Source organism: Rathayibacter sp. AY1F3, from assembly GCF_002931975.1.
Classification (GTDB): Bacteria; Actinomycetota; Actinomycetes; order Actinomycetales; family Microbacteriaceae; genus Rathayibacter.
The window spans coordinates 1-18,186 of the sequence record NZ_PSVF01000027.1; the positions used below are offsets into that span (position 1 = coordinate 1).

Consider the following 18,186-nt stretch of genomic DNA (forward strand, 5'->3'; position numbering starts at 1 on the left):
GGCGGGGCTAGGGTCGAGCCGTGAGCAGGATGGGTGACGTCGCGGCAGGCGGCGGGATGCGCGGAGGGGCGCGCGGCGGGAGGATCTCGAGCAGCGATCCGGACAGCCAGCGGGAGATCAACGCGGCGGCTCCGAAGGTCGACGACCTGCTCCGGCGCATCGCGGGACTCTTCCGCGACCACCGCCCCAAGCTCACGCTCACCGTGATCCTCGTGCTCGTCGGCGCCGCCCTCACGGTTGTGCCGCCGCTCCTCACCCAGCTGGCCTTCGACCGCGGGCTCTTCCCGCCCGGCGGACGCCCGAACCTCCCGGTGCTGCTCGAGCTGGTCGGCGTCATGGTGCTGGTCTGGGCGTTCTCGGCGATCCTCGGCGTCTGGCAGACCTACCTCACCGCGACCGTCGGCAACACGGTCATGGGGGAGCTGCGCATCCGCCTCTTCCGCCACCTGCAGGCGATGGAGCTCGGCTTCTTCACCCGCACCCGCACCGGCGTCATCCAGTCGCGCCTCGCCAACGACGTGGGCGGCGTGGCCAACGTGCTCACGAACACCGTCTCGAGCGTCCTCGGCAACACCGTCACCGTGATCGCGGCCGTCGTCGCGATGCTCCTGCTCTCGTGGCAGATGACGATCGTCGCCCTCGTCCTCACTCCGGTGCTCGTCGTGGCCCAGCGCCGCGTCGGCCAGGTGAGGGCGCGCATCGCGACGAAGACGCAGGAGTCGCTGTCCGAGATGACCGCGATCACCCAGGAGACCCTGAGCGTCTCGGGCATCCTCCTGGCCAAGAGCTTCGGCCGCCAGGAGTCGGAGGTGACGCGCTACGCCGACGAGAACGGCCGCCAGATCGAGCTCCAGGTGCGGCAGCAGATGTCCGGCCAGTGGTTCTTCGCGATGGTGCAGATCTTCCTCTCCGTCATCCCCGTGATCGTGTACCTCGTGGCCGCCTGGCTGATCCTCGGCGGCACCACCGTCACCGCCGGGACCGTCGTGGCCTTCACCACCGTGCAGGCGCGCCTGATGTGGCCGCTCCTGGGCCTGATGCGCGTCGCGCTCGACCTGCAGACGGCCGGAGCGCTGTTCGCCCGCATCTTCGAGTACCTGGACCTGCGCCCGGCGATCACGGACCGGGCAGATGCGCGCGAGGTCTCGGGCGACCTCGGCCGGGTCGAGCTCGACGACGTCGTGTTCCGCTACCCCGACCAGGCGGAGGACGCGCGCCCGACGCTCGACCACGTCTCGGTCGCGATCGAGCCGGGCCAGTTCGTCGCCTTCGTCGGTCCCTCCGGCGCGGGCAAGACCACCATCTCGTACCTCGTCCCGCGCCTCTACGACGTGGCCGGGGGAGCGGTGCGCTTCGCCGGCACCGACGTGCGCGAGCTGCGGCAGGAGTCGCTCGTCTCGCACATCGGCATCGTCAGCCAGGAGACCTACCTCTTCCACGCGACGATCGGCGACAACCTCCGCTACGCCCGCCCGGACGCGACGCAGGAGGAGCTGGAGGCGGCCGCCCGCGCCGCGAACATCCACGCGACGATCACGTCGTTCCCCGACGGCTACGACACGCTGGTCGGCGAGCGCGGCTACCGGCTCTCCGGAGGCGAGAAGCAGCGGCTCGCGATCGCACGCGTCCTGTTGAAGGACCCGGCGGTCCTCATCCTCGACGAGGCGACCAGCGCCCTCGACACCGTCTCGGAGCGGATCGTCCAGACCGCGCTCGACGACGCCGCCCGCGGCCGCACCACCATCGCGATCGCCCACCGGCTCTCGACCATCGTGTCGGCCGACGTCATCCACGTCGTCGAGGGCGGCCGGATCGTCGAATCGGGCACCCACCGCGAATTGCTCGGCCTCGGCGGCCTCTACGCCTCGCTCTACGCACAGCAGACGGAGTCGGCCCTCCAGGGCTGAGCCGCGGATCGGCGGCCGGACTCCGCGGGGCTACTCGCAGCCGACGCCGTCTCCGTCGCGGTCGAGCTTGCGGCTGTAGCCGGCGTCACCCGTGCGGATCGGCGCGGCCCCGGCGGCACGGACGGCGTCGCAGTTGGCGTAGAACGCCGCTCCTGCTCCTCCGGTCGAGGCGGCTGCCTGCGCTGCTGCGGCGGGGGCCGCGGCGGGAGCGACCTCGGTGACCGCGACCGGGGCGGCGGCGGCAGCTGCGGTCGCGGCGGCCTCGAGTTCGGCGATCCGGGCGTCGCGGCTCGCCAGCGTCGTGGTCGAGGTGGCGGCGTCGGCCGTCATCGTGTCGATCCGCTGCTGGAGTCCTGCGGCCGACGCCTCGGCGGCGCTCCGCTCGGCTTCGGCTCCGGCGCGCGCCTCGGTCTGCTCGTCGAGCGAGTCCTCTGCCGTGCTCAGCTGCTGCTGCACGGCCGCGAGCCGCTCCTCCAGCTCGGTCTTGTCGGAGGCGCCGCCCGCGCCGCCGAGGGCGGTTCCGACCACGAGGGCTCCGACGGACGCCCAGACCAGGGCGACGAGCGGGACGCGACGGCGACGGCGGTCCTGCTTCCGCCCCCTGTCCTTCGTCGACGGGAGCGGCGGAGGCCAGACGGTCGCGGACGGGCTGGGATCGGTCATGTGCTGCTCCTCGAGGCGGTCTCGCGCCCTGATGGTCGGGGCGCCGGGAGCATCCAACCGGCATCTGTCGGTCAGGGCAAGGCGATTCCACTCAGTGCACGTGCAGCCGGCCCGAGCGAAGGGTGGTCGTCGTGCGCGATGCCGGCGGAGAGGCCTCCACCGCTGCGGCGGCACGCGCCCTCCAGCGGCTCCGGCTTCGTGCACGACGTCGGCGGAGAGCATGTGCCCCTCCCCGGTGGGGAGGCGCATCGCTCTCAGCCGCCGTCGCCCGCGCCGGAGGCGGTCACTCCGCCGGGCGGTCCTCGAGCATCTGCTCCATCAGCGAGATCTCGGCCTCCTGGGCCTTCACGACGGAGGAGGCGAAGTCGGTGGCGACCGTCACGCGGCTCCGGGCGAGCAGCGCCTCGGCCATGTCGATCGCGCCGCGGTGGTGGGCGATCATCAGCTCGAGGAACATCCGGTCGAAGTCGCGGCCCGACGCGCTGCTGAGGGCGGTGATCTGGTCCGGTGTCGCGAGACCGGGCATGCTCGCGGGCACGACGCCGTCCTCGGTCCCCATCCCCATCGACGAGTGCTCGTCGGCGGCTCCGGCCAGGGTCGGCCGGCCCATCCAGGTCATCGAGGGCTCCGGAGCAGCCTGCGGCAGGCCCCACGAGTTCAGCCAGCCGAAGAGCTGCCCGGCCTGCTGCTGCTGGGTGAGCAGGATGTCCTTCGAGACGGTGAGGACCTCGTCGTCGGCGCTGCGCTCGCGGGCGATCATCGCCAGCTCGGCGCCCTGCAGGTGGTGCACCTGCATGTCGCGCGCGAAACCCGCTTCGGCGCTGGCGCTCGAGGGCGTCGCGGCGGAGGCGAACGGGGCGAGCGCGCCGAAGAGGTAGCCGCCGGCCGCCCCGAGGAGGAGCGCGACCACGGCGACCGCGGCGACGAGGATCCGGCCCCTACTGCTTGCCGGGCGCATCGATCCCTCCGGTGCAGGGGGCGCCGGGCTCCGGAGCGCTCGAGGACTGCCAGAAGCGCTCGACGAAGGCGTCGATGCGGGGGTCCTCGGGCGAGTCGATCGCGACCTGGGCGTCCCAGGCGCTCAGCACGATGGGCGACTCGAGGCCCTCGTAGGGCGAGACGACGGAGTAGGTGTCGGGCATCGCGGCGATCAGCGCGTCGACCTCGCTCTGCGGGAGCTCGGGGTCGTAGGTGGCCCAGACGGCGCCGTGCTCGAGGTCGTGCACCGCGTTCTCGTTCGGGACGGGCTCGTCGTAGACGCCGCAGTTCATCCACACGGCGTTGTGAGGTCCGCCCGCCGGCGGGGTCTGCGGGTAGTCGACGGCGCCGGCGACGTGGGTGGCGTCGTTGTCGAAGGTCTGCAGGCCGTCGATCTCGCGCGCCTCGACGATCTGCTGGTTCCCGAAGACGGTGACCGCGACGATCCCGCCGACCGCGAGGACGGCCAGGGCCGACAGCGACCAGATCCAGATGCGGGAGCCGCGCTTGCGGCGGTCCTGCTCGCGCTTGTAGGCCTCGAGCTTCTCCTGTCGGGCGCGGTTCTTGGCGGACATCGTGTCTTTGGGCACGGCGGCGTCTCTCGTTCTGAGGGCGGAAGGCGCCTGTGGCGGGCGCAGGCGCCTGAGAGGCGCTCTCAGAGGATAACGAGCGAGGCTTCGGATCGGATCAATGCGCGGTCAGGAGGGATCTCGGTATGCCCGAAGAGCGGGCCGCTCGATCAGCGGGAGAGGAGGCCGCGGAGGAGTGGGACGGTGCGCCGCCGCTCCGCTCAGGGGGCGAAGGTGAGCCAGAGCAGCAGGCCGTTCAGGACGATGAGGAAGACGGCGGCCAGAGCGGCGGCGAGGGTGGTGAACCAGCGGTTCGTCTGGTCGCCCATCAGGCGGCGGTCGCGCGTCAGGATCACGAGCGGCACGAGCGCGAAGGGGATGCCGAACGACAGGACCACCTGGCTGAGCACCAGCGCGCGCGTCGGGTCGAAGCCGATCGCGAGCACCAGGAGCGCCGGGATCAGCGTGACCAGACGACGGGCGACGAGCGGCACCCGCACCTGGAGCAGACCGTGCATGATCTCGGCCCCCGCGTACGCGCCGACCGAGGTCGAGGCGAGGCCGGAGGCGAGCAGGCCGACGGCGAACAGGGTCGCGACCACCGGGCCGAGCGCCGCTCCGATGGCCGCGTGGGCGCCCTCGAGGCTGTCGGTCCCGGCGACTCCCGCGAGGGAGTGTGCGGCGAGAAGCAGGATCGCGAGGTTCACGGTGCCGGCGATCGCGAGGGCGATCGTCACGTCGATCCGGGTGGCGACCAGGATCCTCCGGCGCGCGCCGACGCCCTCGACGTGGCCGAAGCGGTCGCGGGCGAGCGCGGAGTGGGCGTAGATCGCGTGGGGCATGACGGTCGCGCCGAGGATCGAGGCGGCGAGCAGCACCGACTCCGAGCCCTCGAAGCGCGGCACGAGACCGGCGACGGTCGCACTCGCGTCCGGCGGATCGACGACCACGCCGACCGTGAAGCCGACGGCGATCAGCACCATCAGTGCCGTGATCACCCGCTCGAACGGCTGCGCCCCGCCCCGCGTCTGCACGAGCAGCAGCACCAGCGAGACCGCGCCGGTGACCACGCCGCCGGCCAGCAGCGGCAGTCCGAAGAGCAGGTTGAGCGCGATCGCGCCGCCGATCACCTCGGCCAGGTCGGTCGCCATCGCGACCGTCTCGGCCTGCAGCCAGTAGGCCCGGCGGCCCCAGCGGCCGCGCAGGCGGTCGCCGAGCAGCTCGGGGAGGCTGCGGCCGGTCATCAGGCCGAGCTTCGCCGAGAGGTACTGGATGAGCCAGGCCATCAGGTTGCCGAGCACCACCACCCAGACCAGGAGGTAGCCGAACCGGGCGCCGGCCGTCATGTTGCTGGCGACGTTGCCCGGGTCGAGGTAGGCGACTCCGGCGACCAGCGCCGGGCCGAGCAGGCGGAGGAGGTGGATGTCGGCCGGACGCCGCGGCGGTGCGGCGATCGGTGAGGTCATTCGGGGTCCGTTCCGGGTCGACGGCGGCGCTCGCGGACCCCCACGATAGGGCACCGGCGCGACCGGCGGCACTCCCCTCCCGAGACCGCTCCCTGTGCCTCCGCCCACCCCCGTCACACGCCCGGAGCCGGTTGCTACGCTGGCGGGATGAGCCTGGATCGCGCCCTTCCCGCACGCCCGGAGACCGGGATGGCCTACGCCGATTCGGTCCTCGACCTCATCGGCGACACCCCGCTGGTGAAGCTGGGCCCGGTCGCGGCGGGCGTGCAGGCGACCGTGCTGGTCAAGGTCGAGTACCTGAACCCCGGCGGCTCGTCGAAGGACCGCATCGCGACCCGCATCATCGACGCCGCCGAGCGCGACGGGCTGCTGAAGCCCGGCGGCACCATCGTGGAGCCGACCAGCGGCAACACCGGCATCGGCCTCGCCCTCGTCGCGCAGCAGCGCGGCTACCGCTGCGTGTTCGTGCTGCCGGACAAGGTGGGGGAGGACAAGCGCAACGTCCTCACCGCCTACGGGGCCGAGATCGTCGTGACGCCGACGGCCGTCGCTCCGGAGGACCCCGCCTCCTACTACTCCGTCTCGGACCGCCTCGCCCGCGAGATCCCCGGCGCCTTCAAGCCCAACCAGTACGCGAACCTCAACGGACCGCTCAGCCACTACGAGACCACGGGCCCCGAGATCTGGCGCGACACCGCCGGCCGGCTCACCCACTTCGTCGCGGGAGTCGGCACGGGCGGCACCATCAGCGGCGTCGGCCGCTACCTCAAGGAGGTGTCGGAGGGCCGCGTGCAGATCGTCGGCGCCGATCCCGAGGGCTCCGTCTACTCCGGCGGCGGCGGTCGCCCGTATCTGACGGAGGGCGTCGGCGAGGACTTCTGGCCGAGCGCGTACGACCCGAGCGTGGTCGACCGGATCATCGCCTCCAGCGACGCCGAGTCGTTCGCGATGACCCGCCGCCTCGCCCGCGAGGAGGGGCTGCTCGTCGGCGGATCGAGCGGGCTCGCCGTCTCCGTCGCGCTCAAGGCCGCCGCCGGTCTCGGGCCGGACGACGTGGTCGTCGTGCTCCTGCCGGACGGCGGGCGCGGCTACCTCGGCAAGATCTTCAACGACCGCTGGATGCGCTCCTACGGCTTCCTCGAGATGCGCGACGAGGGCACCGTCCGCGACGTGCTCCGCGCGCGGGCGGCGAGCGGGCAGGCCGACCTCCCGGCGCTCGTGCACGCGCACCCGACCGACACGATCCGCGACGCGATCGGCATCATGACCGAGTACGGCGTCTCGCAGCTCCCGGTGCTGACCGCCGAGCCGCCCGTCGTGATGGGCGAGGTCGTCGGAGCCGTCGACGAGCGAGAGCTGCTCGACCGCGTCTTCGCCGGATCCGCCTCGATGAACGACCCGCTCGGCGACTGCGTGGGCGACGCGCTCGCGCTGATCGGGCTCGGCGAGAGCATCACCGCCGCCCGCGCCGCGCTCACCGAGCACAGCGCCCTCCTCGTCACCGACGAGGGCAAGCCCGTCGCGGTGATCACCCGACAGGACCTCCTCACCTACGCCACGGCCTGACGGCCGCCGCCTCCGCACCTCCGACCCAGGGAGCCCGCACCATGCCCAAGAAGCAGCACTTCGACACCCGCGCCATCCACGCCGGCCAGGAGTTCGATCCGACCACCGGGGCGGTCGTGCCGCCCGTCTACATGACCTCCACGTTCGTCCAGGACGGCATCGGCGGTCTCCGGGGCGGCTACGAGTACGCCCGCTCGGCGAACCCGACGCGCGACTCGCTCCAGGAGCTCATCGCCTCGCTCGAGGGCGCGGACGTCGCCTACTCCTTCTCCTCCGGCCTCGCCGCCGAGGACACCCTGCTGCGCGCCGCCCTCGCGCCCGGCGACCACGTCGTCCTGGGCAACGACGCGTACGGCGGCAGCCACCGCCTGATCGACCGGGTGCACAGCGCCTGGGGCGTGCGCAACACGGCCGTCGACATGTCGAACCTCCGCGAGGTGCAGCGGGCGATCGTCCCCGGCGAGACGAAGATGCTCTGGGTCGAGACCCCGTCGAACCCGCTGATGACCATCAGCGACATCGCCGAGCTCGCCGACCTGGCCCACGCGCACGACCTGATCGTCGTCGTCGACAACACCTTCGCCTCGTCCGCCCTGCAGCAGCCGCTGGCCCTCGGTGCCGACGTGGTCGTGCACTCGACCACGAAGTACCTCGGCGGCCACTCGGACGTCGTCGGCGGCGCGCTCGCCCTGCGCTCGGGGCCGCTGGCCGAGAAGATCGCGTTCCTGCAGTTCGCGGTCGGAGCGATCTCGGGCCCGATGGACGCGTGGCTCACGGTCCGCGGCATCAAGACCCTCGGGGTGCGGATGGAGCGCCACTCCGTCAACGCGCAGGCGGTCGCCGAGTTCCTCGTCGAGCACCCGGCGGTGACGGCCGTGCACTACCCGGGCCTGCCCTCGCACCCCGGCCACGAGCTGGCGAAGCGCCAGATGTCGCGGTTCGGCGGGATGCTCTCGCTCGAGCTCGCGACGCCGCGCGCGGCCCGGAAGTTCGCCGAGTCGACCGAGCTGTTCCAGCTCGCGGAGTCACTGGGCGGCGTCGAGTCGCTGATCGGCTACCCGAGCGAGATGACGCACGCGTCGGTGAAGGGCACGCCGCTGGAGGTCTCGGAGTCGCTGGTGCGCCTCTCGGTGGGCCTCGAGGACTCGTCCGACCTGATCGCGGACCTGTCGGCGGCGCTACCGAAGAAGTAGAGGCGGGAACGCCGCCCCGCGGGGCGGCATCTCGATGGTGCGCCCGGTCCGGCCCCTGCCAGGATCGGGCGCATGACCTCCTCGCGCCGCTTCGTCGATCTCAGCCACACCGTCGCGGACGGGCTGGTGACCTACCCCGGCCTGCCCGCTCCGCGCATCCGGCCGCACCTCACCCGTGAGGCGTCCCGCGCCTCCTACGCGCCTGGCACCGAGTTCGCGATGGACGTCATCGAGATGATCGGGAACACGGGCACCTACCTCGACAGCCCGTTCCACCGCTACGAGGGCGGAGCCGATCTCGCCGCTCTCCCGCTCGAGACGCTGGTCGATCTGCCTGCCGTCGTGGTCGACTCGACCGGAGCCACCGGACGGGGCATCGGCGCGGACGCGGTCGCCGGACTCGACGTCCGCGGCGCCGCCGTCCTCCTCCGCACCGGCTGGGACGCGCACTTCGCCACGCCCGGGTACGGCAGGGGCGCCCCCTTCCTCAGCGGCGCGGCGGCGGAGGCGCTCGTCGCCGCCGGTGCGGTGCTGGTCGGCATCGACTCGGTGAACATCGACGACACGGAGTCGGGCGGATCGCGGCCCGCGCACTCGGCCCTCCTCGCCGCGGGAGTGCACATCGTCGAGCACCTCACCGGCCTCGGCGGGCTGCCGGCGACAGGGGCGCGCTTCACCGCCGTGCCACCCAAGGTGCGGGGCTTCGGGACCTTCCCGGTGCGGGCCTTCGCGGTCGTCGACGAGCCCTGACCGGCGCAGGGCGCCCGGGCGCCTCCGGCTAACCTGGACCGATGCATCCCGCTCTCGCCGCCGTCGGCCGGCGCGTCCGGCCCCGCACGCGCCTCGCGGCGCTGGGCCGTCGTGTCCGCCCCCGCACGCGGCTGCGCTCCGCGGCCAGGGTCGTCCGCTCCGCCCCTCAGCGCCTCTCGGAGCGCCGCGCCGCCGTGATCGCCGCCCGGCCGATCGACCACCCCTCGCCCGCGCTCCGGCGCGAGCTGCTGCTGCTCGCCCTGGCCAACCGCTTCTCCCGCCGCTCCGCAGTCGATCCGGCGGGCGAGGTCGTGGTCACGATGACCACGCACGGCGAGCGGCTGCAGCGGGTCCACGTGGCGCTCGAGTCGATCGCCCGCGGCGACGCCCGGCCCGCGCGCCTGGTGCTCTGGCTCGACGACCCGGCCCTGCACGCCGACCTGCCCGCGCCGCTGCGCCGCCTCCGCCGCCGCGGCGTCGAGATCCGCCTGGTCGACGGCTACCGCGTGCACACGAAGTACTACCCGCACCTGCTCTCGGGCCGGGCGGGGGAGCGCGACCTCGTCACCTCCGACGACGACATCGTGTACCCGCGCACCTGGCTGAGGGGCCTGCTCGACGCCCGCTCGCGCTACCCCCGCGAGACCGTGCTCTGCTACCGCGCCCACCGGGTGGGGATCGTCGACGGCGCCGTGGCTCCGTACACGAGCTGGACGCCGGTCGCCGACACGCGCGCGTCGACCGACGTCTTCGGCACCTCCGTCTCCGGGCAGCTGCTGCCCGCCGCGCTCCTCGGCGAGATCGCCGCGCACGGGGAGGCGTTCCGCGAGATCGCCCCGGACGCCGACGACATCTGGCTGCACGTGCGCGCGGTCGACGCCGGCTACCGGATCGCGCAGATCGAGCCCCGGGCCCAGCTGTTCCCGTTCGTGCCGCGCACGCAGCAGTCCGGGCTCTACCTCGTCAACTACTGGGACGGCGGCAACGACCGCCAGGCCCGCGCGGCCTACACGCCCGAGGTGACGGCGCGGATCGCGGCGGACGCCTCCGCGAGAGGGGAGGTGCGGTGATGCGCCTGCTGTTCGTGAGCAACCTCTACCCGCCGCAGGTGCTCGGCGGATACGAGATGACCTGTGCGCGCGTCGCGGAGGCGATGGCGGTCCGCGGCCACACCGTGCGCGTGCTGACCACGCCGACCTACCTGCCGCCGGAGCCCTCGGGCGTCGAGGTGCACCGCACGCTGAGCCTGCGCACCTACTTCCCGCTGCCGCAGACGGGCGGCGAGATCGCTCAGCTGCTGCACCACGAGAGCGCCGTCTCGCGGTTCGAGAACACCCGCATCCTGCTCGAGGAGCTGCGCGACTTCGCGCCGACCCACGTGGTGGCCTTCAACCTGCTCGGGATCGGCGGCCTCGCGCTGATCGACCTGCTGCGGGCGGTGGAGGCCCCGTGGATGTGGAACCTCGGCGACCGCATCCCGAACGCCCTGGTCGACGGGCTGCCCGAGCGCGTGCTCCGCGTCTACGGCGCCCAGGCCCCCGACCACTTCGACCGCGGCGAGATCGTCGCGGTCAGCCGCTCGCTCGTCGACGCGATCGAGGCCGGCGGGCTGAGCCTGGGCGAGGTCGAGGTGATCGGGCGGGGAGTGTCCGTTCCCCCCGACACCGCGGAGCCGCGGCGCTACCGCGAGGGCGGGACCACCCGGTTCACGTTCGCCGCGTCGCTCGGCGAGCACAAGGGCGTCGGGCTGGTGCTGGAGGCGGCGGCGTCTCTCGCGGAGGAGACCCGCGACTTCCGCGTGGACCTCTACGGCGACGGAGACGTGGACGGCTGGCGCGCCCGGGCGGACGAGGCGGGCCTGGACGGCCTGGTCGAGTTCCACGGACCGACGCCCCACGCCGAGGTGCTCGCCGCGAACGGCCGCGCCGACGCGTTCCTCTTCCCGACCTGGGCCGGAGAGGCGTTCGGCGTCGCGCCGGTCGAGGCGGCCGCGGCGGGCGCCGTGCCGATCGTGACGGCGGCCAGCGGAGTAGCGGAATTCCTCATCGACGGCGTCGACTGCATCAAGATCACCCGCTCGGCCCCGGCGCTCCTCGAGGCGATGCGGGACGTGGCGAGCGGGGCCGTGGACCTCGAGGCGCTCGGCCGGCGGGGCCGGGCCGCGGCGCGCGGACCGCTCTCGTTCGAGCGCTCCGTCGAGCTGATCGAGGCCTCGCTCGAGCGCCGCTCCCGACCTGGCCTCGCCGACCGCCTCGCCGACACCACCCTCGAGGCCGACATCATGGACAAGGATCTGCGGGCGATGGACGTGCTCCACCGCCGCTTCTCCGGACGGGACCACGACGATGACCACTGACCACGACTTCCTCCAGGACCCCGGCTCCGCGCCCACCCGGCTCGGCCGCGGCGGCGTCGTGCTCCGCGATGCGGTGCACCGGCTGGTCGCCCCCTGGTTCGAGCAGGCGCGGCTGCGCACGGAGGAGCTGCGCGCCGAGACGGCGGCCCTGCGCGACGAGGTGGCCGGGCTCCGCGGCGAGCTGAGCGCGGTGCAGGGCGACGTCTCCGTGCTGCGCGACGAGTCGGCGGGCCTCCGGGAGGCGCTGGACGAGCTCAGCGCGTCGGTCGCGGCCGACCGAGCCTCGTCCGAGGCGGCGGGTGCGGCGGCCGCCGAGCAGGCCGCCGACACCGCGGCGGCTCTCGACGAGCGCGTCCGCGGGGCCGAGCTCGAACTGCGGGCGGTCACCCGGCGCCTCGCGGAGGCGCTCGACCGCTGAGGCGGCGAGGCCCGGTCCTCGCGGCGATCAGGCGGGGACCGCCGTCCGCGCGAGCAGCTCGGCGATACGACCGGTGCAGCCGCCGCAGCCCGTGCCGGCGCGGGTCGCCCGCCCGACGCAGGCGACCGTCCCGTGTCCCGCCGCAGCCGCATCGGTGATCACCGCCGCCGTCACGCCGTTGCACCAGCAGACCGTGGCATCGGGGGCGAACGGATCGCCGGTCGCCGCGGCACCCGCATCCGGGGCGTCCAGACGCAGGAGGCTCGACCGGTCCGCCGGCAGCTCCGAGCCCCGCTCGAAGAGGAGGCTGAGCTCGGCGCCGACCCGGGGCAGACCCACCGAGACGAACCCGCGCAGCACTCCTCCCGCGGTCACGAGCTTGGCGTAGCCCCCGCGGGCGGGGTCAGCCCACAGCGTCACTTCGAGGTGCTCCTCGCCCGGGCGGTGCGGGTCCCACGGCTCCGGGGCCACGTCGCCTCCTGCCACGAGGTCGACGCCCTCGGCCTTCAGCATCACGACCGCCGGTCGGGCGTCGGGGACGCGCTCCTCGCCGCAGCGGCCCTCCGCCTCCGCCCGGATCCGCGCTGCGAGCCGGTCCGCCTGCTCCCATCCCGGACCGATCAGTCCGCTCGGTCCGCCGGGCACGCGGCCGTCGGGGAGGGCCGAGCCGCGGGGGGCGACGTGCGCGCAGTCGCCGATCGCGAAGACGTCCGGGTCGCTCCAGCTGCGCAGCTGCTCATCGACGAGGATCCCGGTCGAGACGGCGAGCTCCGCGCCCGCGGCCAGCTCGACCCGCGCACCGACACCGCACGAGAGCACCAGCAGATCCCCCTCGATCTGCTTGCCGTCAGCGCAGACGAGCGCCTGGAAGTGCGCACGGCCGCGGTCGTCGTGCGCGAGCAGGACGCTCTCGGACCGGGCGTGCGCCACCATCTCGACGCCGGCCGCGCGGGCGGCCGCGGCCAGCATCCGCCCCCCGCCCGTGTCGAGATTGCGGGCCATCGGGATGTCGCCGTGGAAGACGACCACCACCTGCGCGCCCTGCTCGGCGGCGGCGAGGGCGAACTCGATCCCGAGCACTCCCGCCCCGAGCACGACGAGGCGAGCGCCGGAGCGCACGGCCTCGCGGACCACCCGGGCGTCGGCCAGGTCTCGCAGCGCCACCACCCTCTCCGGGAGGGGCCGGGAGCCCGCGTCGAGCGACTCCGGATCGGCGGCGCGCACCGTCCGCTCACGTCGGGCCCGCTCCATCCCGGCGAGGGTCGGCACGTTCGCCCGGGCGCCGGTCGCCAGGACGAGGCGGTCGTAGGGGAGCCGCTCGCCGTCGTGCAGCCGCACGACGTTCCGCGCGCGGTCGATCCCCACGACGGCCGCTCCCAGGCGCAGGACGACGCCCGCCGCCTCCGCCGCCGTCCGGTCGCCGAGGTCGAGGCGCTCGCGGGTCGCCCGGCCGACGGCGTACTCCGCGAGCAGGACACGGTTGTACGGGTCGTCGCCCTCGGCGCCGACCACCGTCAGCGCGACCAGACCGGCCCGCACGGCCGGCAGCAGCTCCTCGACGAAGCGCGAGCCGACGGGGCCATAGCCGATCAGGACGATCCGCTCGGGAGGTGTCTCAGGCATGTGCCGTCCCTTCCGCGCGGACCCAGACCCGCGTGCGCTTGAACTCGGGCATCGACGACACCGGGTCCACGACGGCCTCGGTGAGGAGGTTCGCGCACTGCTCACCCGCGTAGTGGAAGGGCAGGAACACCGTGTCGTGGCGGATGTCCGCGGTGACGCTCGCGCGGGCGCGGACCACGCCGCGCGCGTTCCCGATCGCCACAGGTGCTCCGTCGCTGACGCCGAGCCGGGAGGCGGTCGCCGGGTGGATCTCGAGCCGAGCCTCGCGGCGGGCCGCATCGAGCTCCGCGACCCGCCGGGTCTGGGTGCCCGACTGGTACTGCTGGAGGTAGCGGCCGGTCACCAGGGTCAGCTCCTCCCCGCGGTCCACGACGACGGGGACGGCGGGGATGACGGCGACCAGGCGCGCCCGGCCGTCGGGGTGCCCGAAGCGCTCAGCGAAGAGGCGCGGCGTCCCCGTGCCGCCCGCGGGGTAGGGCCAGTGGGCGGCGATCCCGGTGTCGAGCAGGGCGTGCGAGAGGCCGGAGTAGTCGGCCACGCCTCCCGCGGACGCGCGGGCCAGCTCGTCGAACACCTCCGCAGGGACGGTCGACCAGCTCGAGGGGGCGTCGAGACGGCGCGCCAGTTCGCTCATGATCCAGAGCTCGCTGCGCACTCCCGCCGGCGGGTCGATCGCCCGGCGGCGGCGGAGCACCCGGCCCTCGAGCGAGGTCATCGTGCCCTCCTCCTCCGCCCACTGCGGCACCGGGAGCACCACATCGGCCAGCGCGGCGGTCTCGGAGAGGAAGAAGTCGCAGACGACCAGCGTGTCCAGGGCCTCGAGCCCGGCGCGGACGGCGTCGGCGTCCGGAGCCGAGACGACCACGTTGGAGCCGTGCACCAGCAGGCAGTGCACGGAGCGTCCGAGCTCGGCGAGCAGGGCGGTGGCGGGCAGGCCCGGGCCGGGGATCGATTCGGGCGTCACGTCCCAGACGGCGGCGACGTGGCGCCGCGCCTCCGGATCGCGGATGGAGCGGTACCCCGGGAGCTGATCGGCCTTCTGGCCGTGCTCGCGTCCGCCCTGGCCGTTGCCCTGACCGGTGAGCGTGCCGTACCCCGACCCCTCGCGACCCACCAGGCCGAGCACGAGAGCGAGGTTGATCGCGGCGGTCGCGGTGTCGGTGCCGTCGACGTGCTGCTCGACCCCGCGGCCGGTCAGCACGAACGACCGCCCCGCGGCGAGCCGGCGCGCGAGGGAGCGGAGGAGCGTGGTCGGCACGCCCGTGACCGCGGACGTGCGCTCCGGCCACCACGCCGAGACGCTGCGGCGCACCGCCTCGGCGCCGGTCGTGCGCGCGGCGAGGTAGGCGGTGTCGGCGAGGCCCTCGGCGAAGACCAGGTGGATCAGCCCGAGCAGGAGCGGCAGATCCGTCCCGGGAGCGGGCTGTAGATGCGTGCCGGCGCCGTCCTCCGTCAGCCGCGCGGTGGCCGAGCGGCGCGGGTCGACGACCACCAGGCCGCCCCGCGAGCGGGCACCGGCGAAGTGGGCGAGAAGCGGCGGCATCGTCGCGGCGACGTTCGAGCCCAGGAGCAGGATCGTGTCGGCGTCGTCGAGGTCGGACACCGGGAACGGCAGTCCGCGATCGACGCCGAAGGCGCGGTTGCCGGCCGCCGCGGCCGAGGACATGCAGAAGCGGCCGTTGTAGTCGATCCGGGAGGTGCCGAGAGCGATTCGAGCGAACTTCCCGAGCTGGTAGGCCTTCTCATTGGTGAGGCCCCCGCCGCCGAAGACGGCCACCGCGTCGGCGCCGTGCCGCTCCCGGACGCCGCGCACCGCCCCGGCGACCGCGTCGAGCGCCTCCTCCCACGACGCCTCCGCGAGGACGCCGTCGGCACCGCGCAGCAGCGGGGAGACCAGGCGCTGTCCGCTCGCCAGCAGCTCGGCGGAGGTCCAGCCCTTGGCGCAGAGCCCGCCCCGGTTCGTCGGGAACTCCCTCCCCTCGACCGCCACGGGTACGGGGCCCGCCGCGGGTGTCAGCGTCATCGCGCACTGCAGGGCGCAGTACGGGCAGTGGGAGTCGGTCGAGGCGGGTGCGCTCATCGTCAGATCCGGGTCCCCGTCTTCGCGGCGAGGCGGAGGTAGACGCCGGCCGTGATCGCGAGCATCACCGCATAGGCGCCGACGAACCAGCCCAGCGCCGTCGTGTAGTCGCCGAACTCGGTCTTGGAGAAGCCGAGCAGCTGGGGGATCACGAAGCCGCCGTAGGCGCCGATCGACGAGATCAGGCCGAGCGCCGCGGCGGACGTGCGCTGGGCGCCGATGCCGTCGTCACCGCGCTGGCGGGCGCGGAGGGCGAACACCGTGGGGATCATGCGGTAGGTCGCGCCGTTGCCGATGCCGGCCGCCGAGAAGAGCACGAGGAAGCAGGCGAGGAAGAGCCAGAAGCTGCCGAGCGGCAGTGTCGCGATCACGCCGAGGATCCCGGCGCCCATGGCGACGAAGGCGAGGACCGTGACAGGCGCTCCGCCGAAGCGGTCGGCCAGACGGCCGCCGGAGGGGCGGGACAGCGAGCCCACCAGGGAGCCGAGGAACGCGAGGCCGACCGTCGCCGAGCCGACGGCGAAGCCGGAGAACTCGGGGAAGGTGTCGGCGATGAGCTTCGGGAACACGCCGGCGAATCCGATGAAGGACCCGAAGGTCCCGATGTAGAGCACGGCCAGCAGCCAGAGGTGCGGCTCGCGGAGCGCGGCGAGGGAGGCGGCGACGTCGGACTTCGCGGTCGAGAGGTTGTCCATGCGCTTGGCGGCGCCGATCATCGCCACGACGATCAGGGGGACCCAGAGGAAGCCGGCGATCGGCAGGTTCAGCGTGGCCGCGGCGCCGACGGTGATCGCGATCGGCACGACGAGCTGCGCGACGGAGGCGCCCAGGTTGCCGCCCGCGGCGTTGAGCCCCAGAGCCCAGCCCTTCTGCGCGTGCGGGTAGAAGAAGGTGATGTTCGCCATCGAGCTGGCGAAGTTGCCGCCGCCGAAGCCGGCGAGCGCGGCCACCAGGAGCATGACGCCGAACGGGGTCTCCGGATTCGAGACCGCGATGCCGAGTCCGACGCTCGGGATCAGCAGGAGGCCCGCCGACACGATCGTCCAGTTGCGGCCGCCGAAGCGGGGGACCATGAACGTGTACGGGATCCGCAGGGTGGCGCCGACGAGGCTCGGCATCGAGATGAGCCAGAAGATCTGCCCGGTGTCGAAGGCGAACCCGGCCGCCGGCAGCGAGACGACGACGACCGACCAGAGCTGCCAGACGACGAAGCCGAGGAACTCGGCGAAGATCGACCACCTCAGATTGCGGGCGGCGACGGAGCGTCCCTCCGCCTCCCACTGGGCGGGGTCCTCGGGGTTCCAGCCGTCGATCCAGCGGCCCGGCCGTCGGATGATGCCGGTGGATGTGGCGGCGGTCGTGGGGGCGGTGGTCGGGGGTGCAGCAGTCATCGTGGTCCTCCGGAGGGTGGGCGGCGCGCGCGAGGGCGCGCTCGGGACGGGGAGGTGGAGCGGTGGTGGTGCGGGGAGGAGGCGTCAGGCGTTGCGCCCGAACAGCTCCGAGACGATGTCGACCAGCTCGCGGGCGGGCGGATCGACGGCGGTGAGGAGGGGAGCGGAGGCGAGGTCGGCCCCCGCGGAGGCGGCCAGGCCGGCGAAGTAGCCGGGCGCGAGCAGGTAGGTGGCGACCACGACGCGCGCGCCGGGGTGGGCGGCGCGCTCGGCGGCGACCGCCTCCGCGACCCGCGGCTCGGCGGCCGAGATGAACGAGGTGCTCACCTCGCGGCCGAGCTCGGCGGCGAGAAGGCGGCCGGTGGTCCAGCAGTCCGCGACGGCACCGGCGTCGCTCGAGCCGGCGGCGGCGAGCACGACGCGGTCGCCGTCGTCGAGCCCTGCCTCGTGGAGCCGGCGGGCGAGCACGCGCGCCAGGCGGGGATCGGGTCCGAGCGCGCCCGAGACCCGCACCGGCCGCTCCGCCTCCGCCGCGGCCTCGGCGAGGTCGACGTGCACGTGGTAGCCGGCCGAGAGCAGCAGCGGCACGACCACCGCCGGCCGGCCCGGCTCGAGAGAGCCCAGGGTCGCGGGGACGTCGGGCTGCTGCACGTCGACGAAGGAGTCGAGCACGTCCAGCGCCGGGTTGGCCCGGCGGACCGCCTCGACCAGCGCGGCGACGGCACGTCTCCCGTCGTCGTCGGAGGTCCCGTGGGACGCGGCGACCAGAGCGGTCCGCTGGGCGACCTCGATCGTGCCGTCGCTCTCGCGCACCTGCCAGGTGGCGAGGTGCAGCTCCGCTCGTGTGAAGCAGGCGCCGGTCTCGAGGTCGAAGACGTCCTTGTGCAGGGGCGAGGCGATCGTGGGCCGCTGCACCCCGTCGACCAGACGCGAGCCGACGATGCCGCGCGAGAGCACGGCCGCGCCGGTCGCGGGGTCGAGGTTCGAGACGGCCCGCACCCGCCCGTCGGGCAGGAGGAACAGGGCGAGCTGCACACCGCCGACCAGGGCGGCCTCGCCCCAGAGCGGCTCGAGGTCGCCGACGGCGCAGACCGGCACCCAGGTGGTGGCGGTCGCGGGGGCGAGCCGATCGAGGAGGGTCATCGCTGCGCCTTCTTCCTGCGGGTGGGCCACGGCATCCGGTCGGACGCGATGAGGCAACGGTAGGGATCGCGCGTTTCGTGCGA

Annotated in this window: 15 protein-coding genes; 7 read left to right on the forward strand and 8 right to left on the reverse strand. The window is 73.9% G+C overall.

Features of this window, described 5'->3' with window-relative positions:
- Positions 1–29: 29 nt before the first annotated feature.
- Complete coding sequence (locus tag C5C39_RS13940; RefSeq protein WP_104353655.1) at positions 30–1,907, forward strand: ABC transporter ATP-binding protein; 1,878 nt, start codon at positions 30–32, stop codon at positions 1,905–1,907.
- 30 nt (positions 1,908–1,937) lie between these two features.
- Here C5C39_RS13940 and C5C39_RS13945 read toward each other — a convergent pair whose 3' ends face one another.
- From C5C39_RS13945 to C5C39_RS13960, 4 genes are all read right to left on the reverse strand, one after another.
- Positions 1,938–2,570: an excalibur calcium-binding domain-containing protein gene (locus tag C5C39_RS13945; protein WP_219813342.1), complete on the reverse strand. Its 633-nt coding sequence runs from the start codon at positions 2,568–2,570 to the stop codon at positions 1,938–1,940.
- 283 nt (positions 2,571–2,853) lie between these two features.
- On the reverse strand, positions 2,854–3,528 hold the full coding sequence (locus C5C39_RS13950; protein ID WP_104224341.1) for a DUF305 domain-containing protein: 675 nt from the start codon (positions 3,526–3,528) through the stop codon (positions 2,854–2,856).
- Positions 3,509–4,138 carry a DUF3105 domain-containing protein gene (locus tag C5C39_RS13955; RefSeq protein WP_244230507.1) on the reverse strand — a complete coding sequence of 210 codons (630 nt, stop codon included), beginning with the start codon at positions 4,136–4,138 and terminating at the stop codon, positions 3,509–3,511. Before C5C39_RS13955 ends, C5C39_RS13950 begins: the two co-directional genes overlap by 20 nt.
- A 200-nt stretch (positions 4,139–4,338) precedes the next feature.
- Entirely contained in the window at positions 4,339–5,583 is a 1,245-nt protein-coding gene (locus tag C5C39_RS13960) for an Nramp family divalent metal transporter (protein ID WP_104353656.1), read from the reverse strand.
- A 189-nt stretch (positions 5,584–5,772) separates the two neighbouring features.
- On the opposite strand from C5C39_RS13960, the gene C5C39_RS13965 reads away from it, so the two are divergent.
- The 6 genes from C5C39_RS13965 to C5C39_RS13990 all read left to right on the forward strand — a co-directional run bounded on the left by C5C39_RS13965 (position 5,773) and on the right by C5C39_RS13990 (position 11,866).
- Positions 5,773–7,149, forward strand: coding sequence for a cystathionine beta-synthase (locus tag C5C39_RS13965; protein ID WP_104234473.1), 1,377 nt, complete (start codon positions 5,773–5,775; stop codon positions 7,147–7,149).
- Between the two features lie 41 nt (positions 7,150–7,190).
- Entirely contained in the window at positions 7,191–8,342 is a 1,152-nt protein-coding gene (locus C5C39_RS13970; RefSeq protein WP_104224345.1) for a cystathionine gamma-synthase, read from the forward strand.
- Between the two features lie 72 nt (positions 8,343–8,414).
- On the forward strand, positions 8,415–9,092 hold the full coding sequence (locus C5C39_RS13975; protein ID WP_104346426.1) for a cyclase family protein: 678 nt from the start codon (positions 8,415–8,417) through the stop codon (positions 9,090–9,092).
- 41 nt (positions 9,093–9,133) lie between these two features.
- Positions 9,134–10,162, forward strand: coding sequence for a glycosyltransferase (locus C5C39_RS13980; protein ID WP_104269657.1), 1,029 nt, complete (start codon positions 9,134–9,136; stop codon positions 10,160–10,162).
- Positions 10,162–11,448, forward strand: coding sequence for a glycosyltransferase (locus C5C39_RS13985; protein ID WP_104353657.1), 1,287 nt, complete (start codon positions 10,162–10,164; stop codon positions 11,446–11,448). The genes C5C39_RS13980 and C5C39_RS13985 overlap by 1 nt, the downstream gene beginning before the upstream one ends.
- Entirely contained in the window at positions 11,438–11,866 is a 429-nt protein-coding gene (locus C5C39_RS13990; RefSeq protein ID WP_104247711.1) for a hypothetical protein, read from the forward strand. The genes C5C39_RS13985 and C5C39_RS13990 overlap by 11 nt, the downstream gene beginning before the upstream one ends.
- A 27-nt stretch (positions 11,867–11,893) precedes the next feature.
- Here the strand turns inward: C5C39_RS13990 and C5C39_RS13995 are convergent, their stop codons facing one another.
- The 4 genes from C5C39_RS13995 to nirD form a co-directional block, all read right to left on the reverse strand.
- Positions 11,894–13,489: an NAD(P)/FAD-dependent oxidoreductase gene (locus tag C5C39_RS13995; RefSeq protein ID WP_104224350.1), complete on the reverse strand. Its 1,596-nt coding sequence runs from the start codon at positions 13,487–13,489 to the stop codon at positions 11,894–11,896.
- Entirely contained in the window at positions 13,482–15,569 is a 2,088-nt protein-coding gene (locus tag C5C39_RS14000; RefSeq protein WP_104353658.1) for a molybdopterin oxidoreductase family protein, read from the reverse strand. Before C5C39_RS14000 ends, C5C39_RS13995 begins: the two co-directional genes overlap by 8 nt.
- A 2-nt stretch (positions 15,570–15,571) precedes the next feature.
- Positions 15,572–16,960, reverse strand: a complete 1,389-nt coding sequence (locus C5C39_RS14005) for an MFS transporter (RefSeq protein WP_104353659.1) — start codon at positions 16,958–16,960, stop codon at positions 15,572–15,574.
- A gap of 84 nt (positions 16,961–17,044) precedes the next feature.
- Entirely contained in the window at positions 17,045–18,103 is a 1,059-nt protein-coding gene (gene nirD / locus C5C39_RS14010) for a nitrite reductase small subunit NirD (RefSeq protein WP_104250934.1), read from the reverse strand.
- Positions 18,104–18,186: the final 83 nt, after the last annotated feature.

Bases quoted from the DNA above. Each gene is read 5' to 3' on its own strand.
- C5C39_RS13975 (WP_104346426.1), top strand. From the start codon at position 8,415: ATGACCTCCTCGCGCCGCTTCGTCGATCTCAGCCACACCGTCGCGGAC.
- C5C39_RS13970 (WP_104224345.1), top strand. From the start codon at position 7,191: ATGCCCAAGAAGCAGCACTTCGACACCCGCGCCATCCACGCCGGCCAG.
- C5C39_RS13980 (WP_104269657.1), top strand. From the start codon at position 9,134: ATGCATCCCGCTCTCGCCGCCGTCGGCCGGCGCGTCCGGCCCCGCACG.
- C5C39_RS14005 (WP_104353659.1), bottom strand. From the start codon at position 16,960: ATGACTGCTGCACCCCCGACCACCGCCCCCACGACCGCCGCCACATCC.
- C5C39_RS13995 (WP_104224350.1), bottom strand. From the start codon at position 13,489: ATGCCTGAGACACCTCCCGAGCGGATCGTCCTGATCGGCTATGGCCCC.
- C5C39_RS14000 (WP_104353658.1), bottom strand. From the start codon at position 15,569: ATGAGCGCACCCGCCTCGACCGACTCCCACTGCCCGTACTGCGCCCTG.
- C5C39_RS13960 (WP_104353656.1), bottom strand. From the start codon at position 5,583: ATGACCTCACCGATCGCCGCACCGCCGCGGCGTCCGGCCGACATCCAC.
- nirD (WP_104250934.1), bottom strand. From the start codon at position 18,103: ATGACCCTCCTCGATCGGCTCGCCCCCGCGACCGCCACCACCTGGGTG.
- C5C39_RS13940 (WP_104353655.1), top strand. From the start codon at position 30: ATGGGTGACGTCGCGGCAGGCGGCGGGATGCGCGGAGGGGCGCGCGGC.
- C5C39_RS13950 (WP_104224341.1), bottom strand. From the start codon at position 3,528: ATGCGCCCGGCAAGCAGTAGGGGCCGGATCCTCGTCGCCGCGGTCGCC.
- C5C39_RS13965 (WP_104234473.1), top strand. From the start codon at position 5,773: ATGGCCTACGCCGATTCGGTCCTCGACCTCATCGGCGACACCCCGCTG.
- C5C39_RS13985 (WP_104353657.1), top strand. From the start codon at position 10,162: ATGCGCCTGCTGTTCGTGAGCAACCTCTACCCGCCGCAGGTGCTCGGC.
- C5C39_RS13945 (WP_219813342.1), bottom strand. From the start codon at position 2,570: ATGACCGATCCCAGCCCGTCCGCGACCGTCTGGCCTCCGCCGCTCCCG.
- C5C39_RS13990 (WP_104247711.1), top strand. From the start codon at position 11,438: ATGACCACTGACCACGACTTCCTCCAGGACCCCGGCTCCGCGCCCACC.